Source organism: Actinomadura sp. NPDC049753, from assembly GCF_040674655.1.
In the GTDB taxonomy this organism is placed as follows: Bacteria; Actinomycetota; Actinomycetes; order Streptosporangiales; family Streptosporangiaceae; genus Spirillospora; species Spirillospora verrucosospora.
The window spans coordinates 12,962-33,715 of sequence record NZ_JBFARL010000083.1; the positions used below are offsets into that span (position 1 = coordinate 12,962).

General features: G+C 73.0%; 21 protein-coding genes. 9 read left to right on the forward strand and 12 right to left on the reverse strand.

Annotated elements, in window-relative coordinates:
• Positions 1-14 precede the first annotated feature (14 nt).
• Both AB0K37_RS21755 and AB0K37_RS21760 read right to left on the reverse strand, forming a co-directional pair.
• On the reverse strand, positions 15-191 hold the full coding sequence (locus tag AB0K37_RS21755; protein WP_363983834.1) for a hypothetical protein: 177 nt from the start codon (positions 189-191) through the stop codon (positions 15-17).
• Positions 192-264: 73 nt separating this feature from the next.
• Positions 265-1,200, reverse strand: coding sequence for an AraC family transcriptional regulator (locus AB0K37_RS21760; RefSeq protein WP_363983836.1), 936 nt, complete (start codon positions 1,198-1,200; stop codon positions 265-267).
• Between the two features lie 90 nt (positions 1,201-1,290).
• Here AB0K37_RS21760 and AB0K37_RS21765 point away from each other — a divergent pair, with 90 nt between their 5' ends.
• Complete coding sequence (locus tag AB0K37_RS21765) at positions 1,291-2,031, forward strand: class I SAM-dependent methyltransferase (protein ID WP_363983838.1); 741 nt, start codon at positions 1,291-1,293, stop codon at positions 2,029-2,031.
• A gap of 57 nt (positions 2,032-2,088) precedes the next feature.
• Here AB0K37_RS21765 and AB0K37_RS21770 read toward each other — a convergent pair whose 3' ends face one another.
• Positions 2,089-3,252, reverse strand: coding sequence for a hypothetical protein (locus AB0K37_RS21770; protein WP_363983840.1), 1,164 nt, complete (start codon positions 3,250-3,252; stop codon positions 2,089-2,091).
• A 195-nt stretch (positions 3,253-3,447) separates the two neighbouring features.
• Between AB0K37_RS21770 and AB0K37_RS21775 the strand changes: the two genes are divergently transcribed.
• The 4 genes from AB0K37_RS21775 (at position 3,448) to AB0K37_RS21790 (ending at position 7,414) form a co-directional block, all read left to right on the forward strand.
• A complete protein-coding gene (locus AB0K37_RS21775; protein ID WP_363983842.1) occupies positions 3,448-4,938 on the forward strand; it encodes an alpha/beta fold hydrolase in 1,491 nt (496 codons plus the stop codon).
• Positions 4,939-5,139: 201 nt separating this feature from the next.
• The gene (locus AB0K37_RS21780) at positions 5,140-5,790 is read left to right on the forward strand and encodes a sugar transferase (protein WP_363983844.1); all 651 of its coding nucleotides are present in this window, start codon (positions 5,140-5,142) and stop codon (positions 5,788-5,790) included.
• Between the two features lie 197 nt (positions 5,791-5,987).
• Positions 5,988-6,653, forward strand: coding sequence for a maleylpyruvate isomerase family mycothiol-dependent enzyme (locus AB0K37_RS21785; protein ID WP_363983846.1), 666 nt, complete (start codon positions 5,988-5,990; stop codon positions 6,651-6,653).
• Positions 6,654-6,724: 71 nt separating this feature from the next.
• Positions 6,725-7,414, forward strand: a complete 690-nt coding sequence (locus AB0K37_RS21790) for a class I SAM-dependent methyltransferase (protein WP_363983848.1) — start codon at positions 6,725-6,727, stop codon at positions 7,412-7,414.
• Positions 7,415-7,423: 9 nt separating this feature from the next.
• On the opposite strand, the gene AB0K37_RS21795 is transcribed toward AB0K37_RS21790, so the two are convergent.
• Positions 7,424-8,686, reverse strand: coding sequence for an MFS transporter (locus AB0K37_RS21795; protein ID WP_363983850.1), 1,263 nt, complete (start codon positions 8,684-8,686; stop codon positions 7,424-7,426).
• Positions 8,683-9,258, reverse strand: coding sequence for a metalloregulator ArsR/SmtB family transcription factor (locus AB0K37_RS21800; protein ID WP_363983852.1), 576 nt, complete (start codon positions 9,256-9,258; stop codon positions 8,683-8,685). The genes AB0K37_RS21795 and AB0K37_RS21800 overlap by 4 nt, the downstream gene beginning before the upstream one ends.
• A 215-nt stretch (positions 9,259-9,473) precedes the next feature.
• Between AB0K37_RS21800 and AB0K37_RS21805 the strand changes: the two genes are divergently transcribed.
• Positions 9,474-9,902 (forward strand): hypothetical protein, encoded by a 429-nt coding sequence (locus tag AB0K37_RS21805; protein ID WP_363983854.1) that lies wholly within the window; start codon positions 9,474-9,476, stop codon positions 9,900-9,902.
• 90 nt (positions 9,903-9,992) lie between these two features.
• Complete coding sequence (locus AB0K37_RS21810) at positions 9,993-11,411, forward strand: MFS transporter (protein ID WP_363983856.1); 1,419 nt, start codon at positions 9,993-9,995, stop codon at positions 11,409-11,411.
• Here the strand turns inward: AB0K37_RS21810 and AB0K37_RS21815 are convergent.
• From AB0K37_RS21815 to AB0K37_RS21835, 5 genes are all read right to left on the reverse strand, one after another.
• Positions 11,408-11,812 (reverse strand): RNA-binding S4 domain-containing protein, encoded by a 405-nt coding sequence (locus AB0K37_RS21815; RefSeq protein WP_363983858.1) that lies wholly within the window; start codon positions 11,810-11,812, stop codon positions 11,408-11,410. The two genes, AB0K37_RS21810 and AB0K37_RS21815, sit on opposite strands and share 4 nt — an antisense overlap.
• Before the next feature lie 12 nt (positions 11,813-11,824).
• Positions 11,825-12,802 carry a 1-acyl-sn-glycerol-3-phosphate acyltransferase gene (locus AB0K37_RS21820; protein ID WP_363983860.1) on the reverse strand — a complete coding sequence of 326 codons (978 nt, stop codon included), beginning with the start codon at positions 12,800-12,802 and terminating at the stop codon, positions 11,825-11,827.
• 1 nt (position 12,803) lies between these two features.
• Positions 12,804-13,640, reverse strand: a complete 837-nt coding sequence (locus tag AB0K37_RS21825) for a patatin-like phospholipase family protein (RefSeq protein ID WP_363983862.1) — start codon at positions 13,638-13,640, stop codon at positions 12,804-12,806.
• Positions 13,641-13,831: 191 nt separating this feature from the next.
• On the reverse strand, positions 13,832-15,760 hold the full coding sequence (locus AB0K37_RS21830; RefSeq protein ID WP_363983864.1) for a glycoside hydrolase family 3 N-terminal domain-containing protein: 1,929 nt from the start codon (positions 15,758-15,760) through the stop codon (positions 13,832-13,834).
• Between the two features lie 489 nt (positions 15,761-16,249).
• Positions 16,250-17,275, reverse strand: coding sequence for a PRC and DUF2382 domain-containing protein (locus AB0K37_RS21835; RefSeq protein ID WP_363983866.1), 1,026 nt, complete (start codon positions 17,273-17,275; stop codon positions 16,250-16,252).
• A 425-nt stretch (positions 17,276-17,700) separates the two neighbouring features.
• On the opposite strand from AB0K37_RS21835, the gene AB0K37_RS21840 reads away from it, so the two are divergent.
• The gene (locus tag AB0K37_RS21840; protein ID WP_363983868.1) at positions 17,701-18,657 is read left to right on the forward strand and encodes a matrixin family metalloprotease; all 957 of its coding nucleotides are present in this window, start codon (positions 17,701-17,703) and stop codon (positions 18,655-18,657) included.
• A gap of 50 nt (positions 18,658-18,707) precedes the next feature.
• Here AB0K37_RS21840 and AB0K37_RS21845 read toward each other — a convergent pair whose 3' ends face one another.
• Positions 18,708-19,178 (reverse strand): class E sortase, encoded by a 471-nt coding sequence (locus tag AB0K37_RS21845; RefSeq protein WP_363983870.1) that lies wholly within the window; start codon positions 19,176-19,178, stop codon positions 18,708-18,710.
• Between AB0K37_RS21845 and AB0K37_RS21850 the strand changes: the two genes are divergently transcribed.
• Complete coding sequence (locus AB0K37_RS21850; protein WP_363983872.1) at positions 19,177-19,719, forward strand: MFS transporter; 543 nt, start codon at positions 19,177-19,179, stop codon at positions 19,717-19,719. The genes AB0K37_RS21845 and AB0K37_RS21850 overlap by 2 nt on opposite strands.
• Here AB0K37_RS21850 and AB0K37_RS21855 read toward each other — a convergent pair.
• Positions 19,685-20,653 (reverse strand): PrsW family intramembrane metalloprotease, encoded by a 969-nt coding sequence (locus AB0K37_RS21855; RefSeq protein WP_363983874.1) that lies wholly within the window; start codon positions 20,651-20,653, stop codon positions 19,685-19,687. The two genes, AB0K37_RS21850 and AB0K37_RS21855, sit on opposite strands and share 35 nt — an antisense overlap.
• Positions 20,654-20,754 lie beyond the last annotated feature (101 nt).

A 20,754-nucleotide genomic window follows, 5' to 3' on the forward strand; every position in this document is an offset into this window, starting at 1 on the left:
GTCGTTGACCGAGGCTAGACCCCGACGGCTGTGAGCCCCCGCTTGCAGTCGTTGAGCCAGCGCTGAATGCTCTCGCCGACGGCGAGCATGTCCAAGCGGTAGTGCTCGACCAGCACGCTGCCCTGGGCCATGAGATCGCGGTGCGTCTGATCGTCGAGCAGCTCGAAGACCCGGGCCACCTCTCCCTTCACGATGAAGAAGCCGGTTTCGATCTCGGAGTCGCCTCCCGCGTCCGCGGCCCGGGCAGGTCCGCCGGCCGCGTCGTCATGGCCAGGCCCGCTCGGCGCGGCGCCATCGCTGCGGGGTGACGCCGTAACGGTTGCGGAAGCGGCGGACGAGATAGGTGGCGTCGCGCAGTCCCGTCCGGGCGGCCACGGCGTCGAGCGGCAGATCGGTCTCGCGCAGCATCCGCCGGACTTCGATCATGCGCCGTTCGGTGATCCATTCGAGGAGGGGGCGGCCGGTGCGCCTGCGGAGCACGGTCGTGAGGTGTCCGGGGGTGTAGCCGAGCGCGCGGGCGACGTCCGCGGCGGAGACCGGTTCGCGGAACGTCGCCTCGATCTCGGCGAAGACCTGCTCGACGAGGGGGTCCGGGCTGCCCGGGGCGGCGGGCGCCAGCCGCGCGGCCGCGACCAGGAGCCGGGTGAGCGTGGCGGAGACGGCCTCGCGGGCCCCGAGACGGCTCGGGTCGGCGAGTTCCTCGGCCAGGTCCGCCAGGAGCGCCGACCACCCTGCCCGGTGGGATTCGGCGACCCGGCCGTGCCCCGCGCCGGGGGCGAACAGGGCCAGCAGGGGATGGTGCGTCCAGGTCAACGGGGAGACCGAGGCCAGGGCGGGGACGGCGTCCGGTGTGAACGCCACCGACCACGCCCGGCTGTGGGCGAGTTCGGCGACCTCCGCGACGCCGATGACCTGCCCCGGCGACACGGCGTGGACCTCGCCGGTGCGCAGCGGCCGCTGGACGCCTCCGATGGCGACCGAGCCCGCGCCTTCCTCGACGTAGACGAGGACGAGGAAGTCGTGGGCGTGCCGGTGGTCCGGTGGCAGGTCGGCATGAGCGTTCTCGGCGTCGAAGCGCGTCACCGTGACGGGAGGCAGTCCGGGGCGCTGCTGGTAGCGGTAGACGGGCGTCCCGTCGAACCGTGTCGTGCGCAGCCTCGACGGGGGGCCCAGCATGGTGCCGACCGAAGAATGTCCCATGACGCCCAAGGTATGTGCTGCTGGGGAGCCGCGGAATGTCCAAGACTTGGAGGGGACGGCAGATCCGCCACCGGACGCGAAGGGGCACCCATGGACGTACGCATCCTCGATCAGCGGACCGAGGAGGAGCGGGGCCGCCCGTTCCTGCCCGGGGCGGGCAAGACCTGGCTCCTCCCGTTCTATGACGTCTTCTCCAGGGTGGCCGGCGTCCGCGCACTGCACGAGCGTGCGGCCCGGCTCGCCGGCATCGGGCCGGGCGAGGCGGTGGTCGACGTCGGCTGCGGGACGGGCAACCTGTCGTTCGCCGTGCTCGCGGCCCAGCCCGCCGCGCGGGTGACCGGCCTCGACCCCGACGCGGACGCCCTTCGCAGGGCCGCGCGCAAGGCGCGGCGCCGCGGCGTCGACCTCACCCTCGTTCAGGGGTACGCCGACCGCCTCCCCGCCGAGGACGCCTCGCTCGACCATGTGGTCTCGGCGTTGGCGCTGCACCACCTCGACGACGACGGTCGGAGCGCGTTCGCGCGCGCCGCTCTGCGTGCCCTTCGTCCAGGAGGAACGGTCACCATCGCCGATTTCGGCGGGCCTTCGCCCAATGCCGAGGACGCCGGCCACCACTCGCATGGCCACGGCCGCGGCCTCGTCCACGCTCTCCGGCACCTGACCCGCCCGAAGCGTTCCCGGCGGGCGCACGGCCCGGCCGTGTCCGATCACGGCGACGGCGTCGTCGCGCTGCTCGCCGGGGCCGGTTTCGACGACGCCCGGGAGGTCGCGCACGCCGACCGGAGCTTTGGCCGGGTCTCGTTCGTGCAGGCGACCCGCCCCCTGCCATAACGAGAGGCGGCCCTTCCCGAAGGATCCGGAAAGGGCCACCTGTGCGCGGGACGCCGCTTACGCGGCATGCCCGGAGATGTAGACGTCCACGACCGCGGCGTAGTACGAGGCCGCGGCGTAGCGCCTTTCGGACGCGGCCCCGAAGGACCCGTCCCTCAACCTGACGCGGAGTTCGGCTCCGGGGGCGACCCGCCCCCGGAGACGCCGCTTCGCCTCGCGGAGCGCATTGCGCTCCAGTTCCCGCCTGCTGTTCCCCCGGATCGTGTCGAAGAGGGTCAGCACGCGCTCGCCGGCGGGCTCGTCGGCCTGCGCGGCTTCGTTCAGGAGCACCTCCACGACCACAGAGCGGGCGTAGAAGCGGTCCTCGGTCTCGATGTAGGACGGCGTGCTCCGCACGCCTTCCTTGAACACCGCACGGTACTCGGCGCCAGGTCCGAAGAACTGACGCGCCTTGTGGACAGCCCTGCGCTCGATCTGCCGCATGCTTTTCCCCGTGACGCTCTCCACCGGGAACCTCGTGCAGGGTCGCTCGTCGAACTGCGGGGGGCAGCTCAGGACCGCCTCGACCTCCACGAACATGGAGAAGAAGCGGTCCGTGGTGCCCAGGCGCTCGGGCGTGGTGGACACGTCCCGGAACCTGACACGGAATTCGGCGTCAGGACCGAAGAACTGACGGCCTTCGTGCCGCGCCCTGCGCTCCATCTGCTGGATGTCGTTCCCCGTGATCACGTCTTCGAGAGTGAGCACGCACGTGCGCGTTCCCGCGGCGGGCCGCGGACCCTCCGCGATGTAGAACCTTCCGAGGAAGGGGTCCTTGATGTCCCACCATTCGGGCGTCTTCTCCACACGGCTCGACACCACGCAGAGCACGGCGCCAGAGCGGAACCACCCACTCGCCTTCAGCAGTGCCCTACGCTCCAGCTCCCGCATGCTGTTCGCGGTGACGAAGACCGGCACAGCGCCGACGTGCTCGTCGATCTGCGGTGACGTGGTGCTCACGACCGCCGCGACGTCGAACAGGGAGTAGCGGTCCGGGGGGTTCACGTGGCTTCCCACCAGGTTGAGTGCGGCGTCCGAGCCGAAGCAGTCACCCGCCTCGGCAAGGGCCGCGCGCAGCCCTTCCTCGGGACCGGACACGTTGAGCGAGGCGCTGAACATGACCGTCGTGCCGGTTTCGCCGTTCCCGAGGGCGGCACCGGTGAAGTGCTGAACGATCGTCATGGATCTTCTCCTGACTGCTGGGGGACGGTCAGACCGTCCCTTTGGTTTGTGGGGTCCGGGGGACCCGCTTGCACTATCGCTAGCGACCGTCCGGCCACGCGGTGGCCTCGCAATGCCGGTCCCTCTCGGGTATCGGCGGCGGATTCCCCTTGCGGGACGATGCGCGGTCGGCCGGCAGGCGATCATGCTCCCCGCATGCGACTCATCTTCAGGACGGCGGGAATGCTGGGCGCCGCGCTCGCCGTGATCGCGACCGGCGGCATCGCCGCCGCGCCGGCGGGGACCGGGGCGCCGCGGAGCGATCCGGCCGGGTGTGCGCCGGTGCCCCGTGCGGTGTGCGGGACGGTGCGGGTGCCGCTGGTACGGGCGCGTCCCGAACTCGGCGGCACCACCGTGGCCTATGCGTGGATCGGGCACCGCGACGCCTCCCGGCCCGCCCGGGGAACGGTGACGATCAACCCTGGAGGTCCCGGCGATTCCGCGATCGCGTCCGCCTCCCGGTACGCGCGGATGTTCCGCGGCCTGCTGGAGGACCACGACCTGCTCCTGGTCGATCCACGCGGGGTGAACCGCTCCGACCCGGTCGCCTGCGGGGCCCTCGGTTCGCTGCCCGCCACCCGTGACGGGTTCGTACGGGCGATCGGCGAGTGCGGCCGGACGCTCGGGGCTCGCGCGCGCGGCTACACCTCGGCCGAGACCGCCGACGACATCGACGCCGTCCGCGCCGGGCTGCGGATCGAGCGGCTGGACCTGCTCGGAGAGTCCTACGGCACCTACCTGATGACCGTCTACGCCCAGCGGCATCCCGGCCGCGTGCGTTCGGTGGTGCTCTCCAGCGCCTACCCGCTCGACTTCGACATGTGGGCGCGCCCCAACGCGAGCGCCGCCCGCCGGGCGCTGCGACTGATGTGCCGGCGAAGCGCCGGCGCCTGCGACGGCGACCGGGTCCTGCGCGACGTCGCGCGGCTCGCCCGGCGGCTGCGCGGGCGCCCGCTCCCCTACACGTTGGACGGCCGGCAGCGGCTGCTGGACGACACCGCACTGGCCGCGATCGTCTACGACTCGGCCAAGTCGGCCCCCACCGGCATCGGCGACGTTCCCGCGATGGTCCGCAACGCCCTGCACGGCGACACCACGGCGCTGGTCGCCGCCGCCCGGCGGGCGGCGCCGCTGAGCGGGTCGGCGCTCCGCCGAGAAGAGCAGCCCTTCAATCCCGAACTGGCCGCGGCAGTGATGTGCAACGACTACCCGACGCTGTGGAACCGCCGAGCACCGGTCGCCACCCGCCTCCGGCAGTTCTCCGCCGGGCGCGCGGCACTGCCCGAGCAGGCCTACTGGCCGTTCGGCAAGACGGCCTGGACCAGCATGAGTTACGACCAGGGCGACGCATGCGTCCGCTGGCCCGACCGCCACGGCCCGGTGCAGCCGACCGGCGGGCCGTTCCCCGACGTCCCGGTCCTGGTCGTCTCCGGTGACCTGGACGCCAACACACCGACGGACATGGGCCGGAAGGCCGCGCGCCAGTTCCGCCACGCCGCGGTGGTGGAGGTGCCCAACGTCGGTCACGTGCCCGAACAGGAACCGAGCGGCTGCGTGGCCGCGATCCAGACCGGCTTCATCCGCGACCTGCGGATCCCCGGCACCTCCTGCCTGGCCGACATCCCACCCGCCCCCGTACGGACCTGACCGCCCCGCCGTCCCCGGCCTCCGATCATCTCTGGGCCCGCTCGCCGCGGGCGCTGACGACCAGCGCCGGTAGCGCTTCTCCGGCCCCCGGGCACGGTCGGGGACGAAGGAGGGGCGCCGACGTCAACGGCGCCCGCAAACGAAATGAACGATCAAAAGCAGCTGCATGCCGTGCAGCAAAGGCTCAGGGCGATCGGGGACATGCTCCCGGACCTCCCTGGAGCGAGACTGACCGGACCCGCCTGGACCCTCAGCGCCGAGAAGAGGGCGCTGGATCTGCTGATCGCCGGGGCGATCTCGCCGGTGTACGTGCCGACGGCCGCCGTCGGAGCGGCGCTGATGTTCCTGGAGAACGGCCGGGCGCCGCTCATGCGGCAGTGGCGGATCGGCAGGAACGGCGTCCCGTTCCGCCTCCTCCATGTCCGGACGATGGAGGACGGCCGGGGAGTCGACGCGAGCCGCGGCTCCGACGATCCTCGGGCCACCCCCCGCGGGAGAGTCCTGCGCAAGGGCACCCTCGACCAGTTCGTCGAGGTGGTCCACGTGGTCCGCGGGCAGATGTCGATCAGCAACCCCCGGCCACTGCTGGAGTTCGACCGGGGGCTGATGAGAGACGTCCTGTCCCCCTCGGAGTACAGCGAGTGGGACTGGGCGACGACGATCGGCAGGCCCGGGATGTACAGCACGTTCGGGAACGAGAGCATCGGGCTCGAACCGCAGAGCGAGAGGTTCCTGTTCCGGCGGGCCGAGTGCGACGTCGAGGACGCGCGCTGCGCGAGCCTGGAGCGGGACCTGAAGATCATCGGTGACACGGCGAAGATCGGTTGGTCATTCGTCAGCCGCGACTCGTAGGTCACCGGGCACCGACAGGGAGGGCGCGGCCGCCGGCCGCGTCCTCCTCACCCTCCGTTCACGTGGCCCAGACGCCGAGGGCGCCGAGCGGGGGATTCGCAGCCGGTGCGGCACGGACGATTAATCCGGCTGCGCGCGGTGGTCTCTACGTAGGACAGGACCGGGTAGGTCACCGATCGCAGCGGAAACGAGCCGACATGAGCGAGACGAAGCCGAGGACTGGCAAGCCGACGCGGGCAGAGCTGTGGGAGCTCGTCCACGCCGAGCGGGCGGCGCTGGCCGCCGACCTCGCCGATCTGACCGAGTCGCGGTGGGCGACGCCGTCGCTGTGCGCCGGGTTGTCGGTGCGCGAGGTGCTCGCGCACCTCACCGCGGGGGCGAGCCTGGGGCCGGTGCGGTGGATGGCGGGGGTGATCCGCTGCCGCTTCGACTTCGACAGGCAGGTGCTGATGCGGCTGAACGAGCAGTTGGGGTCGTCCCCCGCCGAGACTCTGGAGCGGTTCGGGCGCACCGTCACCAGCACCGTCAAGCCGCCGCTCCCGATCATGGCCATGCTGGGCGAGACGGTCGTCCACGGTGAGGACATCCGGCGGCCGCTCGGCATCCGCCGGGACCATCCGGTCACGACGCTCACCGCGCTGGCCGAGTACTACCAGGGCTCCGACCAGGTCGTCCTGGCCAAGGGCCGGATCGAGGGGCTGCGGCTCACCGCGACCGACGGACCGTTCAGCACCGGCTCCGGCCCCCTGGTGTCCGGCCCGACGCTCTCCCTGATCATGGCCATGACCGGACGCACGGAGCACTGCGCCGACCTCGACGGGGACGGGGTGGCGACGCTGCGCGACCGCGGTGCCGAGGAGTGAGGGGCGGGCTTCCGGCTTCCCGGAAGTAGGGTTGGGACGTGTTCTCGGCTCGGGGCCCTTCCTTGCGGGAGTTGGCGGTTCAGGCGCTGTCCTCGGTCGAGCGCGGGTATGACCTGCTGGCGCCGAAGTTCGACGAGACGCCCTTTCGGACGCCCGACAGGGTCCTCGATGCGACCGCCGAGGCGCTGCTGCCGTACGGGCCGTTCGGTCGGGGGCTGGACGTGTGCTGCGGCACGGGTGCGGGCATGCGGGTGCTCGGACGGTTGTGCGATGCGCGCAGTGCGGGCGTCGACTTCAGCGCGGGCATGCTGGAGCAGGCGCGGCAGGCTCATCCGGAAGCCGATTGGGTGCGGGCCGATGTCCGGGCCCTGCCCTTCGACGGAGCTTTCGATCTGGCGGTCACCTTCGGGGCGCTCGGTCACCTGCTCCCCGGCGAGCGGCCCGCGCTCTTCGCCGGGGTGTACCGAGCGCTGCGGCCCGGCGGGCTCTTCGCCTTCCCCGTCGGGGCGCCGCCGCCCGTCATGTCCCGCCTGTACTGGGCGCTGCTCGGGTTCGATCTGGTCATGCGGGTCCGGAACGCGGTGTGGCGTCCCCCGTTCGTCATGTACTACCGGACTTGCCCGCTGCACGCGCTCCGGAGCGATCTGGCGGCGGCCGGGTTCAGCGTGACGACCGTCCCGTTGGCGGCCTTGGGGACGCGTGAGGACGGCAGTCCGCGGGGGCGGCTCATGCTGGCGCGCAAACCTGGATCGCCAGACTGAATCCCGCGCTCAGCCAGGATGCGACGGGAGGTCTCGGTCGTGGCGGAGGGGGCCGGCCAGGAGCGTCAGGCCTGTGAGCGCCAGCGCCCCCGTAGTGATCCACATGGCGGGACGGACGCCCAGAGTCGCGCCCAGGGCGCCGCCCAGCAAGGCGCCGAGCGGGATGGTGCCGTAGCTGACCAGTTGCATGCTCACGGTGATCCGGCCCAGCAGCGGGCGGGGGCTGTAGGCCTGCCGGAAGGTCCCTTTGAGGACGTTGCCCGCGGCGACGCCCGCCGCGATGACGAACCCTCCTGCGAAGGCCGGGAGCAGCCCCGCGCCCGGTGCGGCGAGAGGGACCAGCAGGCCGAACGGCGCGGCGCCCGTCTCGGCGGCGACCAGGGTGCGGGCCGAGCCGAAGCGGCGGGACGGGACGGATGCCGCGGCCGCACCGAGGACGGCGCCCAGGCTGGTCGCGGCGGCGAGGGCGCCGACCGTGCCCGGGCTGACGCCGACCTCGCGGACGAGGAACACCACCAGGATCGACTGGTATCCGAACAGGCAGATGTTGCTGGCGGCCGAGAACAGGGTCAGCACCCGCAGGTAGGGGTCGCGGGCCACGAAGCGAAGGCCCTCGGCGATCTCCTGCCGCAGCGTCCCGCGCCGGTCGCGGGCGGGGCGGGGTTCGCGGGTCCGGATCGCCAGCAGGCAGGCGGCCGAGACGAGATAACTCGCCGCGTCGAGAAGGACGGCGTTCACCGCCCCCGCGAACTGGATGACCAGTCCGGCCAGTCCGGGGCCGCCGACCTGGGCGGCGGCCTCGGTCGCCTGCACTCTGGCGTTGCCTGCGGCCAGTTCGCCGCGGTCCAGCAGGGACGGCAGGTAGACCTGGTAGGCCGTCTGGAAGAACACGCTCGCGCAGCCGGCGCCGAGCGCGACGGCCGCCAGGTGGGCGATGGTCAGCCGGTCGAGCCAGGCGGCGGCCGGGACGCTGAGGAAGAGCAGCAGGGCCAGAAGGTCGCAGGCGAGCATCACCGGCCGGCGCGGCAGGCGGTCGACCCAGGCGCCCGCCGGGAGGCCGAGGAGCAGCCAGGGCGCCCAGGCCGCGGCCGAGAGCAGCGCCACCTGGAAGGTGCTCGCGTCGAGGACGGCGACCGCGGCCAGCGGAAGGGCCACGCCGGTGACGCTGCTTCCCAGCCTGCCGGTGGCCTGGCCGATCCAGAGGAGGCGGAAGTCGCGGCGCCCGCCCGGGCCGCCGCGCGCGGGGGCGACGGCCGTCGGGGCGGTGGTCACGGTTCGGCCGGGACGCCGTGGGCGAACAGGAAGACCGGCTCGCGGGCCTGGCCGTCGTCCGGGACGTCCCGCCGCTCCCATCGTTCGAGCAGCGCGAGAAGCTCCTGCTCCAGCTCGCCCAGTTCGGCGGGCGTGAGGTGCAGCCACTTGTCGACGGAGAAGGCCGCCCCGTTCCATGCCCCCCGCTGCTCCCGGACGGCGTGCCAGGCGCGGACCAGGCCGATCTGCCGGTCGAGGGCGAGGGAGACCGCCGCGCCGGCCACGGCCTGGCGGGCGGGGTCGTCGTCGAAGTCGCCGGTGACCCAGCGGAGTTCCGGTGCGGCGAGCCGCCACCAGCGTTCGCGGCGGTCCCTGGCGAGTTCGGGCGCCTCCACGGTCAGGCCGGCGGCGGCGAGCACCTTCAGATGGTGGCTGATGTTGGCCACGGCCTGATCGGTCCGGTCGGCGAGAGCGCTGGCGGTGGACGGGCCGTGGACCTTGAGGACGTCCAGGAGGCGCCGCCGGAGCGGGTGCGACATCGCGGCCAGCACTCGCGAGTCGGTCACCTTGGGCACGTCGTTCGGGTCGGTCATGCGGCCATCGTCACATACGCAAGAAGTATTGCGCAATAGTTCTTGTGCAAGTTGGGCGGGCCGCGGCGCCGAGACCGCACGCGGAGCGGACGGCCCGGGCACACCGTCGCCACGTTTGCCTCAAAGGGACGTCAAATACTTAAGCGGCATGGTTTGCCTAATATGCAACAAAGGGGACTTCTCGACATGAACATGCAGCTCGATCGGGAGGTCTCATGACGACGAGGATGACCCATGGGGGCCGGTCGGTCTCGACGGGCCGGAGCTACCAGCTCTCCGGATGGCTCACCTTCGCGGGGGTGCTCTCCATAGTGGTGGGCGCGTTCAACGTGATCGACGGGGTGGTGGCCCTGTTCAAGGACAACTACTACGTCGCGAACTCCAACCAGATCCTGGTCTTCGACTTCACCGCGTGGGGCTGGTACTGGCTCGTCCTCGGCGCCCTGCAGATCGTCGTCGGCGTGGGGATCCTGACCGGGAAGATGTGGGCGCGGGTGGTCGGGGTCGCGTTCGCCTTCCTCGCCGCCATCGGGCACCTGGCGTTCCTGGCCGCGTTCCCGCTCTGGTCGGTGCTGACCATCGCGCTGTGCATCCTGCTGATGTACGCGCTCATCGCTCCGCCCCCCGGCGCACGCGGAGACTGACGCCCGAGGCGGGACGCGGGCAGCGGAACCGCAGGTCATCATGGTCGCGGCCGGGACATACCCCGCCCGCGCGGGGGGCACTAGAGCGCAATGGCACCGGCGTCGGCCCCGCGGCCGTGGAGGCGGATCAGCACCGCGCTGGCGGACCGGCTGGGCGGGAGGCGCCGGGCGCGCGTCGTGGTGCTGATGGCCTGCGTCCTCGCGCTGAACGCGGCGGACACCGGGGTCATCGGGGCGATCGTCCACGAGTTGCGCACCTCCCTGCACATCGGGAACACGCAGGTCGGGGTGCTGACGGCCGCGCCGGCGGCGGTCGGCGCGGTCGCCACGGTGCCGGTGGGGCAGCTCACCGACCGGGTGCGGCGGGTGCCGCTGCTGGCGGGCAGCGTGGTGCTGTGGAGCGCCGCGATGGTCCTCGGGGGGCTGGCGGAGTCGTACGAGTGGCTGCTGGCGTCCCGGGTGGCGCTGGGCGCGGTGACGGCGACGGCGGGACCCACGGTGGCGTCCCTGATCGGGGACCTGTTCCCGCCCGAGGAGCGGGCCGCGACGTACGGGCGGATCCTCGCCGGAGAGCTGGTCGGGGTCGGGTTCGGGCTCCTGGCGGGCGGCAACATCGCCGCGTTCGCGAGCTGGCGGGTCTCGTTCTGGTTCGTCGCGTGCCTGGGGTTCGTGCTGGCCGTGCTGCTGTGGAGGATGCTTCCCGAGCCGGCGCGCGGCGCGCAGGGGGCCTCCGGCGGGCGGGGCGGGGAGGAGCTCGCGCAGCGGCAGGTGGACCGGGCGGGCGTGCGCCCGGACCCGCGCAGCGTCCTGGCCGAGGACCCCGAGCTGATGACGCTGGCGCAGGCCACCCGGTACGTGCTCGCCATCCGCACGAACGTGATCATCATCGTGGCGTCCGCGGTCGGCTACTTCTTCTTCGCCGGGATGCGCACGTTCGCGCTGGTCTTCGTGCTGGAGCGGTACGCGGTCGGGCAGGGCGGGCTGTCGGCGTTCCTGCCGGTCGTCGGGGCGGCCGCGCTCGCCGGGGTGCTGGTCGGCGGGCGGCTGGCCGACCGGCTCCTGCGCGGCGGCCGGGTGACGGCGCGGGTCGGCGTGCCGGGCGTGGCGTTCGCCGTGTCGGCGCTGCTGTTCCTGCCCGCGCTGCTCACCGACCGGGCGCTGGTCGCGCTGCCGCTGTTCACGCTCGCCGGCGCCGCGCTGGCCGCGGCGAACCCGCCGCTGGACGCGGTGCGGCTGGACGTCGTCCACTTCCGGCTGTGGGGGCGCGCGGAGGCCATCCGGACGATCGTGCGCATGTCCGGGGAGGCGGTCGCGCCGGTGCTGTTCGGCTGGCTGTCGGGGGTCCTCGGAGCGGGCCGGGCGGCGGGCGTCGGCCTGGACCGGGTGTTCCTGCTGGCGCTGATACCGCTGCTGGCCAACGGCCTGCTGCTGCTCGGGGCACGGCGCACCTACCCGCGGGACGTGGCGTCGGCGGTGGAGTCCGACCGCCGCTACGCCACCGGCTCCTAGTCGTCCTTCGGGGGCTCGTTCAGGATGCGGTAGCGGTCGAGGACGCGTTCGAGCTCGCGGCGGTCGCGCTTGGTGGGACGGCCCGCGCCGCGCTCGCGGCGGCCGATCGGGATGAGCGCCTCGCGCGGCGGCGGGGGCGGGCTCTTGTCGATCAGGCATTCCTGCGCGACGGGCGCGGAGACCCGCTTGCGGATGATCTTCTGCACGACGACGATGCGCTCCCGCCCGTCGTGGCGGAGCCTGACGACGTCCCCCGGCTTGACCGAGGTGGACGGTTTGGCGCGCTCGTCGTTCACCCGGACGTGGCCCGCCCGGCACGCGGTCGACGCCATCGAGCGGGTCTTCAGCAGCCGCACGGACCAGATCCACAGATCGACCCGCACGGACCCCTCATCGCCCATGCGTCCATGATGTCACTTCGGCGCGGGCGCCCGCTGGGCGCTGATCCACGCGTCCGCGCGCTCCCAGTTCTCGTAGAGCCAGCTGACGCGGGCGTCGCGGTCGCCGGGGACGTCCTCGGCGGGAACGCGCCACCAGCGGGCCCGGACGGGTCCGGTCAGCGGCACGCGCCGCCAGACGTCCCCGACGGTGGCCATGTGGTCGAGCCCGCAGTGCGCGACGAACACGACGTCGGCGGACGGGGCGGAGTCGAGCGCGGCCAGCACGCCGCCCGGCCGCGGCGGCATCACGTTGCGCATCGCGGCGGCGCGGGCCGCCTCGTCCGCGCGGCGCATCCGGGCCAGCCGGCGGATCGCGCGGCGGCGCCGCTCCGGGGAGAAGTTGCCGCCCTCGGGGAAGATCAGCAGCGCCTCGCCGGGGCGGAGTCCCTCGGCGAGTTCGCCGACGGCGTCCGCGGCGCCGCCCGGGGTGACGAACACGTTCGGCACCCGGTTGGCGGCGATGTCGATGCAGGGGTCGAGCTGGAGGAGCGCCTTCATGACCACCCGGGGACGGCGCCGGTACTCGCTCAGCAGGTGGTGGACGATCAGGAGCGCGTCGCCCGGCCCGGCGTGCCGGCTGAGCACGATCAGGGGCCGGTCGGCGGCGGACCCGTCCCCGGCGCCGTCCCAGGTGCCGTCCACCTCGACGCGCAGGCCGAGCCGCCGCTGCGCGGACGCGTAGAGGGCGCCGACGTAGCGGCGGATGATGTCGTAGTGCCGGTCGTCGTGGGTGCGGCGCCGGACCCACAGCCACCCGCACTCCAGCACGGCCGCCGTCTCCCGCGTCCCCCACGTGAGGCTGAAGCAGAGCAGGCGCAGCGCCCGCTTGCGCTCCCGCCCGGCCAGGGACGTCACCACGAAGGCGGCCGGGAACAGCACCACGACCAGAAAGGTCAGGACGAACAGCAGTGGCGTGCACACCAGGCGGCGCACGACTCGGGGTGGCAGCATCTCACGCTCGCTCTTTCAGGTACTTCAAAGATGCCTGATAGGCGCGTTCGATGTGAGCCTGGATCCCGGACGCGTTCCTGTAGCGGACCTGGGCGAGGTCGACTCCCGCCTTCTGCGGCCTGGCCCCGGCGGGCAGGACGTGGACCGTCAGGCCGGCGGGGAGGTTCGCCATCTCCTCGAAGAACCGGTGCCGGCGCGCGATCTCGAACGCGACGAGGCCGACCTCCCAGGGCCGGCGCGGGGGCGCGAGGTCCCGCTCGATCCGGCCGACGTGCAGGACGTAGATGTCGGTGGCGCCGAGCATCACGGCCCGGCTGACCGGGATGCTGTGGACGAGGCCGCCGTCGTAGTAGTGCCGATCCCCCACCCGGACGGGCGGCAGCAGCCCCGGCGCGGCCGACGACGCGAGCACGGCCGGGATCAGCGGGCCCTCGGTGAACCAGTGCGCCATCGCGGTCTCGATCCCGGCGGCGACGCACTGGAACGGGACGTCCAGGTCCTCGAACGACGGGACGGGGAGCAGCTCGTCCAGCATGCGGCGCAGCGGCTCGTTGGAGTGCAGGTGCGTGCCGGACCGGGCGAGCCTCCACAGCCGGGCGAGGACGGGCGAGCCGAACACGTCGCGGACGGACTCGTCCGACCACAGGCTGGTGAGCCGCTCGACCGCCGCGTCCGGCCCGGCCGCGACGAGCACGCCGTTGAGGGCGCCGATCGAGGTTCCGACGACGAGGTCGGGGCGGACGCCGGTCTCCCGCAGCGCCCGCAGCATGCCGACCTCGTGCGCGCCGAGCACGCCCCCGCCCCCGAGGACGAACGCCGTCCGCGGCTCCCGTTCCACCCGGTCTCCCCTTGTGCCGATCCAGCAGCGTGCTCCGCCCGTCGGGCGCTGGAGGCAGCCTCACCCATCGGAAGCGGGATAAACCGGGCTCGGGACGGGCGGGCCGGTGACCTGCGGGGCCATGACCAGCGGGGCCGGCCACCCGAGGGCGGCCGGCCCCGGCGCCGGACGCCGGTCAGTGTCGAAGCCGTTCAGTGGCGGACGCGGGTCTTCAGGCCGTAGCCGTAGGGGAACAGCGGCCGGTAGTCGCGGTCGCCGACGTTGATCGGCTCCTGGGCCTCGCTGCGCGGCCAGGTCACCGGAAGCCTGCCGGTGAACGGGCGCCTGCCGAACAGGACGTCCGCGACGCCCGCGCCCTCGCTGCCGGGCAGCCAGGACATGACGAACGCGTCCGTCTTCGCCAGCTGGTCGGTGACGATCTGCGGGCGCCCCGCGACGTCCAGGACGACGCAGGTTCTGATCGCGGAGCAGACCTTGTCGACCGCGGCGCGGTCGGCGTCGGACAGGTTCAGCGTGTGGCCGTTGCCGACGTCGCCGACGCCCTCCGCGTACGGCTTCTCGCCGACCACGACGATCCCGACGTCGTTGCCGGCGGTCGGCGCCGACGCGTCCCGGCTGTAGGTGACATGGGCCGAGTTCTGCCTGATGCCGTCCAGGATCGTCGTGCCCGGGATGATGGCGCCGGACGAGCCCTGCCAGGTGACCGTCCAGCCGCCGGCCTGGTTGCCGATGTCGTCGGCGTTGGCGCCGGCCACGTAGATGCGCTGGTCCTTGCGCAGCGGCAGCGCGTTCCCGGAGTTCTTCAGCAGGACCTGCGACTTGGCGACGGCCTCACGGGCGACCGCGCGGTGCTCGGGCGACCCGATCGTCCCGGCGTTGGCGCGGTCGGTGTACGGGTGCTCGAACAGGCCGAGCTCGAACTTCGCCTTCAGGATGCGGCTCACCGCGTCGTCGATCCGCGACGTCGGCACGCGGCCCGCCCGCACCTCCGCCAGCAGCGTCTGGACGAACTGCGGCGTGCTGTAGGGCTCCATGAACATGTCCATGCCGGCGTTCACCGACGTGCGGACCTGCGTGGCGTAGTCGCCCGGGATCTGGTGGATGGCCTCCCAGTCGCTGATGAGGAAGCCGTCGAACCCGATCTTCTTCTTCAGGACGTCGGTCAGCAGCTCCTTGTGCGCGCTCATCTTGACCGGATCACCGACGCCGTCCTCCTTCCAGTCCACGCTGGAGAACGACGGCATGATGCTGCCGACGCCGTACTTCTTGACCGCGACGACGTAGGGGGCGAGGTCGACCGCCGCGAAGTGCTCGCGGTCGGTGACGGTGACGCCCTGGTCGATCGTGTACGTGCCGCTGGTGGACGAGCCGAACACCGTGTCGCCGTCACCGGCGAAGTGCTTGGCCGTCGCCAGGACGTGGCGGTTCGTGGCGAGGTCGCTCTCGCGCCGCCCTTCGAAGCCCTCCAGGCCGGTCTCCATCTGGATCACCAGGCGCGGGTCCTCGCCGAAGCTCTCGTAGGCGCGTCCCCACCGCAGGTCGCGGGTGACGCAGACGCAGGGGGCGAACACCCACTGGGGCCCGGTCGCCTTCGTCTCGATCGCCGTGATCTGCTCCTCCCGGCGGACGAGGCCGGGGTCGCGGGTCGCGCCCATCGCGATGTTGTGGGGGAAGACGGTGGCGCCGACGAGGTTGTTGTGGCCGTGCACCGAGTCGACCCCGTACAGGAGCGGGATCTTCAGGCGGGTCGCCAGGGCCTTGGACTGGTAGGCGTCGACCATGTCCGCCCAGCCCGCGGGGGTGTTGTCGGCGGGCGTCGATCCGCCGCCGGACAGCACCGACCCGAGGGCCAGCTTCGTGATCTGGTCGCGGTCGCCGTCGATCGCGCCGCGCTCGGCCTGCGCCATCTGGCCGATCTTCTCTTCCAGGGTCATGCGGCCGAGCAGGTCCTTCACCCGGTCCGCCACGGGCAGCCGCGGGTTCAGGTACGGGGCCTGCCGGGGGGCGTCGGCCATGGCGGGCCGCGCCGCCAGGGCCGACGGAAGGGCGGCGACGGTCGCGAGCGCGACCAGTGATCGCCCGATCCGGGTGGCGATGGCACGTCTGCGGGAGTGTGGCAACTCGTCCCTCCTGGGTCGCTCCGAAGGACGCCGCGCGGCCCGGCGGACCGCGCACGGCCGGACGCCGGGGTCACGGCTCGCCCGGACGGCCGTGACCCCTGCGCCGGCGACGTCATCTGGAACCTCCCCCGCCGCCGGGCGGCTGTCAACGGATCTTCACCGGCCCGGCCGCGGCCTTGTGGAAAACATGGAAGAGGGCTTGACGGGAACTAAGTTCACAAGTTGAATCATGAGCCGAACAAAGCAGGCCGGACAGGTGGAGGGCGCACATGCCCATCCGTCCGGCCGCTGTGCGTCCGGGACGCGCGCATCCGCCGGAACGTGCCGCAACTCCGGCCCCGTCGGCCACACCTGGCCAACGGGCGTCCGTTCGGAGAGCCGCCGCCGCGAAAGCGCCGGAGCGGGTGCCCCGCCGGCCGGCGGGTGAGTATCGACCGGCGGGACGCTCCGCCATCCGGGGTGGTCGGTGTCAGGTCACGCGGAAGGCGGTCATGCGGAGGGCCGGCCTCCCTTTCCGCGCTCCTCCTGGCGGGGGCCGCGGGCGCCGTCGTCGCGCGTGACCTCGATGCGCTCCTTGCGGAGCTCGCCGCGGACGGTCTGCTCGTCCTGCACCTGCTCGGTGCGGAGCCGGACGCGCTCGACCGGCACGGTCTCCTTGGAGATGACCGGGCGCTCCTCGTAGAGGATGATCTCCTGGTCGTCCTCGGAGATCGTCACCTTCGGGTCCGGGCGGCCGCCGGCGATGGGCTCGCGGTCGATCCGGATCTCCTCGTGCGAGACCGGGATCGTCTGCTCGATCGTCTCGGTCTCGATCCACTTGCGCACCCGGACGCGGCCCGCCTCGTGCCGCTCGGTGCCGATCCGCAACTGCTCCTCCGAGCGGGTGATCTCGGTCATCGGCGCCTCGGCGCCCTCGCGCGCCGACTGGGGCGGCATGGCGCGCCCGCTGGCCCGCTCGCCCGCCGAGCCGCGCCTGCCGCGCTCGGGATGGACGGCCATCCCCGCGGCGCCCGTGGTCCCCGTCGTCCCGGCGGCCTCGGTGGTTCCGGCCGTTCCGGTGGTGCCCCTGCTCTCGGCGGCGCTCCGGGTGCCGGCGGTCTCGCCCGGCTCGGTGGTGCCCGTCGTTCCCGCCGTTCCCGCGGTCTCGGCCGTCTTCTCGGGTGTGCCCGTACCCGTCTCCCCGCCCGTGCGGCGGCCGCCCGGGGGACGCACTCCGTAGTGCCTGTACAGGTCCACGATCTGCGCATGCGACAGGTGCTCGTCGGCGTCGACGTTCGGGGCTCCCTTGATGGTCTCCTTGTCGTACGGGACCTGCAGGGCGTCCTCGGCCTTGCGGGCGCCGGACAGCGGGACGAAGCTCTCACGCATTCCGAACCAGCCGGTGTGCACGGTCACCCACTCCGGTGAACCGGAGTCGTCGTTGAGGTAGACCTGCTTGACCGTGCCGACCTTCGTCCCATGGGTGTCGGTCACGCTCATCCCCATGAGCTCCCGCACCTGTGTCTGCGTCTGCACTTGAGCACCTCCGCTTCCGTGAACGCTTCCGGACGGCGGGGGGCCGGGGGGAGGTGGAGCCCGCCAATCGGTAGCGGTGTTCAGTTGATCCCGAGTTGCCGCGTTACCTGCTGCTTTTCCCGACACGGTCGCCATAAACGCGTTTGCAGAACTATAGGGAACGATTTACTGCATATTTACGGCGACCGACCCGCAGCCCCGTACGCACCTTTTCCGACATATACCCACAAGCAACTCATTCGCGAATGGCACCTTTGTCAAGATGGTGATCATTTTATCCGGGCGCGGTTTTCCCGGCCCCGCTCCGCGCGAAGACTGCGAGGGACGTTCCCACACATCGGAGAACCGATATGCGCGACTTTTCTCGGGCGGGCCGGCGGCCATGGGCGGGGCCTGCCCCACTGGCGGTCCCACTGACGGCGACGGTGGCGGCAGCGGTGGCGGCCGCCCTGGCGTGCACGGCGTTCACGGGGGCCGGGGCCGCCGCGGTCCGGCGCCCGCCCGCCTGGTGCAAGCCCGGCGGGACGCTCACCGCCCGCGCGATGCCGCAGAAGATCAAGATCGCCGACTGCGACCTGCGCGGCCGGACGGTGCGCGGCGCGAACGGCCTCACGGCGACCGTCCCGTCCGACGGGTCCTCCCTGATCGCGTACGCGCTGCGCACCGACGGCGCCGCCGAGCTGCACATCGGGGTGAACTCCCGGGCGGGTGAGATCACGATCGGAACGCACGGCGACCGCGTGCCGCAGGGCAGGCCGCGCCAGTTCCGGGCGCCGGCGCAGGCGTGCCAGGACGGCGCGTACCGTCCCCAGTCCAGCAAGTGGCCGAAGGGCGCCGCCGTCCGGTGGAACTACTACGCCGGCACGGCCGGGCTGCCGAGGGATCCCATCGCCAGAGGCGTGGCCGCCGTCCCCGAGGCCCGCACCGACTGCACGGGCTCGGGGCGCTTCACTCCTTCGCCGGACGTGACCGAGCGCTACGCGGGCCAGAGCAGCCGGCCCCCGAACGTGACGAGCTCGGCCGCCTGCGGGACCCGGGACCGGGTCAACACGTTCGGCTGGCTGGCGATGCCGAGCGCCGAGGCCCCCGTCCTCGCGGCGACCTGCACGTGGTTCTCCGGCCCGACGACGGTCGAGACGGACATGGCCGTGCAGGCGCAGGGCAAGCGGTGGTGGACCGGCGGGACGTGCCCGTCCGGGAGCTACTCCGCCGAGGCGGTCGCGGCGCACGAGGCGGGCCACGTCTTCGGCCTCTCCCACGTCGAGGGCGCCGAGCACCGCATGCTCACGATGACGCCGTCCCTCGCGTCCTGCGACAACGGGCCCGCCACGCTCGGCAAGGGCGACTACGACGGGCTGATCGCCCTCTACGGCGGGCGCTGAGCGGCGCGAGCCGCACGCGCCGTCCCAGCGTCCCGCCGCGGGGGCGCGGGTCAGCGCCCGGAGTCGATCCTGCCGACGACGACGAGGCGGCGCCGGTCCGAGCCCTTGGGCGTGCAGGTGACGAGCGTGAGGTACCTGCCGTGGGGCGCGCTGGCCCGCTTGAACGGCACCGGCTCCAGCGCCAGCCGGTTCCGCGGGTCGACGACGCGACTGGTCCGCACCCGGTAGACGTACGACCTGCGGCCCACCCGCAGGACGATCCGGTCGCCGCGCCGCAGCCTGTCGAGCTGGAAGAACGGGGCACGCCAGGTCGTCCGGTGGCCGAGCAGGACGGCGTTGCCCTCCTGCCCGGGGAGCGCCGTCCCCGGGTAGTGCCCGACGCCGCGACGCAGCACCGCCTCGCTGACGCCCTGCCGGACGCCCATCTTCAGGCCCATCCGCCTGATCCGGATCTGCGCGATCACCGCGCCGGTCCGCGGCCGGGCCGCGCTGGCCGCCGGCGCGGCGGTCAACTTCGTCATGACCGGAGTGCTGTTCGTGCTGCCGCTGGTGTTCCGGCAGAGCCTCGGGCTGACGCCGTTCCAGACCGGCCTGGCGTTCCTGCCGATGACCCTGCCGTTCGCGTTCAACCCGCTGCTCACCGGGCGCATCGTCGCGCGGACGGGGCCGCGCCGCCCCGTGCTGGCGGGCCTGGGCCTGCTGACCGCCGGAGGAGTGCTGTTCGGCGCCGTGCTGCCGGGCGGCGCGTCCTATCCGCCGCTCGTCGCGGGCCTGCTGTGCACCGGGTTCGGCGTGTCGTTCGCGCTGCCCGCCCTCGCGACGATGGTCGTCGCCGCGGCCCCCGAGGGCGCGGCGGGCGCGGCGGGCGGCCTGCTGAACGCCGTCCGGCAGCTCGGCGCCACCCTCGGTGTCGCGATCATGGGGGCGTTCGCGCCGGTCGGAGCGGGGAACGGCTCCCGCGATCCGGCCTACGCGCTGCTCGTCGCCGCGGCCGTCTGCGCGGTCGTCTGCGTCTGCGTCCTCGCCGCTACGCCACGCGCACGTTCGCGCCCGACGCCTTGAGGTCGCCCCGCAGGGCGCGGATGTCGGTGCGCAGCCGCTCGGCGGCCAGCGGGTCCGGTTCCAGGCCGCCGAGGCCGTCCTCGATGAGGGCGAGCTCGGCGGCCCGGAGCCGTTCGAGCAGCCGGCGTGTCTCCCCGGCCGGCACGCCCCACTGCTCCTTCCTGCGCCACTTGCGGAACGCGAGCACGTGGCCCTCGCCCGGCATGAGGACGCCGCCCCGCGTCTCGGCGTGCACCGTGCGCCGGAAGTGCGAGAGGTAGCGGCGCCTGGCCAGGCGGTAGGCGACGACCGCCGCCAGCAGGATCGGCGCGCCCTTCACGGGCATCAGCACCAGCCCGGACAGGACCGGGGCGTCCCACCAGGAGTGCAGCGCCATCGCCAGGACGAACGCGCCCGCCGCGGCGGTGAGGTGCGTCTTGGAGGCGCGCCCGATCAGGCAGCCCAGGCCCGCCCCGCCGACCGCCGTCATCGCCCAGTGGCTCCACCACGCCCCGCACACCACCCGGGTGCCGAACGAGAAGAACGCCGCGTTGGCGTCGTGCGTGGCGCCCGTGAGGACGATCGTGTTCAGGACGTACAGGAAGTTCTCCGCGAACTGGAAGCCCAGCCCCGACAGCGCTCCGTAGCCCCACCCGTCGAGAGGCCCGCGGACCGCGGCCGGCGCCATCAGCGCCAGCGTCGCGACGCCGAGCAGCTTCAGGATCTCCTCGTCCACCGGCGCGGCGATCGACGCGCCCCAGGCCGCGTTGAACCCCGGCCCGGCGGTCTTCCCGACGATCGCCTGGAACGCGGCGTTGGCGGGCAGCGCGGTCCCGAACGCGGCCAGCCCGCCCCACGCCACCGCGATCAGCGCGTAGCCGAGCGGCGGGGAGCGGACGGGGTGCAGCCGCCGCAGCAGCCACACTCCGCCGGCCAGCGCCGGCGCGAGCAGCACGGCCCTCCCGGGGATCGTCTACGACGAGGCGAGCGGGGAGCGGCTCGACGTGTGGGGCACCGGCGAGGGGCTGCGGCCGGTGTTCGTCTTCCTGCACGGCG

Excerpts from the sequence above, each read along its gene's own strand:
- AB0K37_RS21760 (WP_363983836.1), bottom strand. The coding sequence starts at position 1,200 with ATGGGACATTCTTCGGTCGGCACCATGCTGGGCCCCCCGTCGAGGCTG.
- AB0K37_RS21765 (WP_363983838.1), top strand. The coding sequence starts at position 1,291 with ATGGACGTACGCATCCTCGATCAGCGGACCGAGGAGGAGCGGGGCCGC.
- AB0K37_RS21770 (WP_363983840.1), bottom strand. The coding sequence starts at position 3,252 with ATGACGATCGTTCAGCACTTCACCGGTGCCGCCCTCGGGAACGGCGAA.
- AB0K37_RS21775 (WP_363983842.1), top strand. The coding sequence starts at position 3,448 with ATGCGACTCATCTTCAGGACGGCGGGAATGCTGGGCGCCGCGCTCGCC.
- AB0K37_RS21780 (WP_363983844.1), top strand. The coding sequence starts at position 5,140 with ATGCTCCCGGACCTCCCTGGAGCGAGACTGACCGGACCCGCCTGGACC.
- AB0K37_RS21785 (WP_363983846.1), top strand. The coding sequence starts at position 5,988 with ATGAGCGAGACGAAGCCGAGGACTGGCAAGCCGACGCGGGCAGAGCTG.
- AB0K37_RS21800 (WP_363983852.1), bottom strand. The coding sequence starts at position 9,258 with ATGACCGACCCGAACGACGTGCCCAAGGTGACCGACTCGCGAGTGCTG.
- AB0K37_RS21805 (WP_363983854.1), top strand. The coding sequence starts at position 9,474 with ATGACGACGAGGATGACCCATGGGGGCCGGTCGGTCTCGACGGGCCGG.
- AB0K37_RS21810 (WP_363983856.1), top strand. The coding sequence starts at position 9,993 with ATGGCACCGGCGTCGGCCCCGCGGCCGTGGAGGCGGATCAGCACCGCG.
- AB0K37_RS21815 (WP_363983858.1), bottom strand. The coding sequence starts at position 11,812 with ATGGGCGATGAGGGGTCCGTGCGGGTCGATCTGTGGATCTGGTCCGTG.
- AB0K37_RS21820 (WP_363983860.1), bottom strand. The coding sequence starts at position 12,802 with ATGCTGCCACCCCGAGTCGTGCGCCGCCTGGTGTGCACGCCACTGCTG.
- AB0K37_RS21850 (WP_363983872.1), top strand. The coding sequence starts at position 19,177 with ATGACCGGAGTGCTGTTCGTGCTGCCGCTGGTGTTCCGGCAGAGCCTC.
- AB0K37_RS21845 (WP_363983870.1), bottom strand. The coding sequence starts at position 19,178 with ATGACGAAGTTGACCGCCGCGCCGGCGGCCAGCGCGGCCCGGCCGCGG.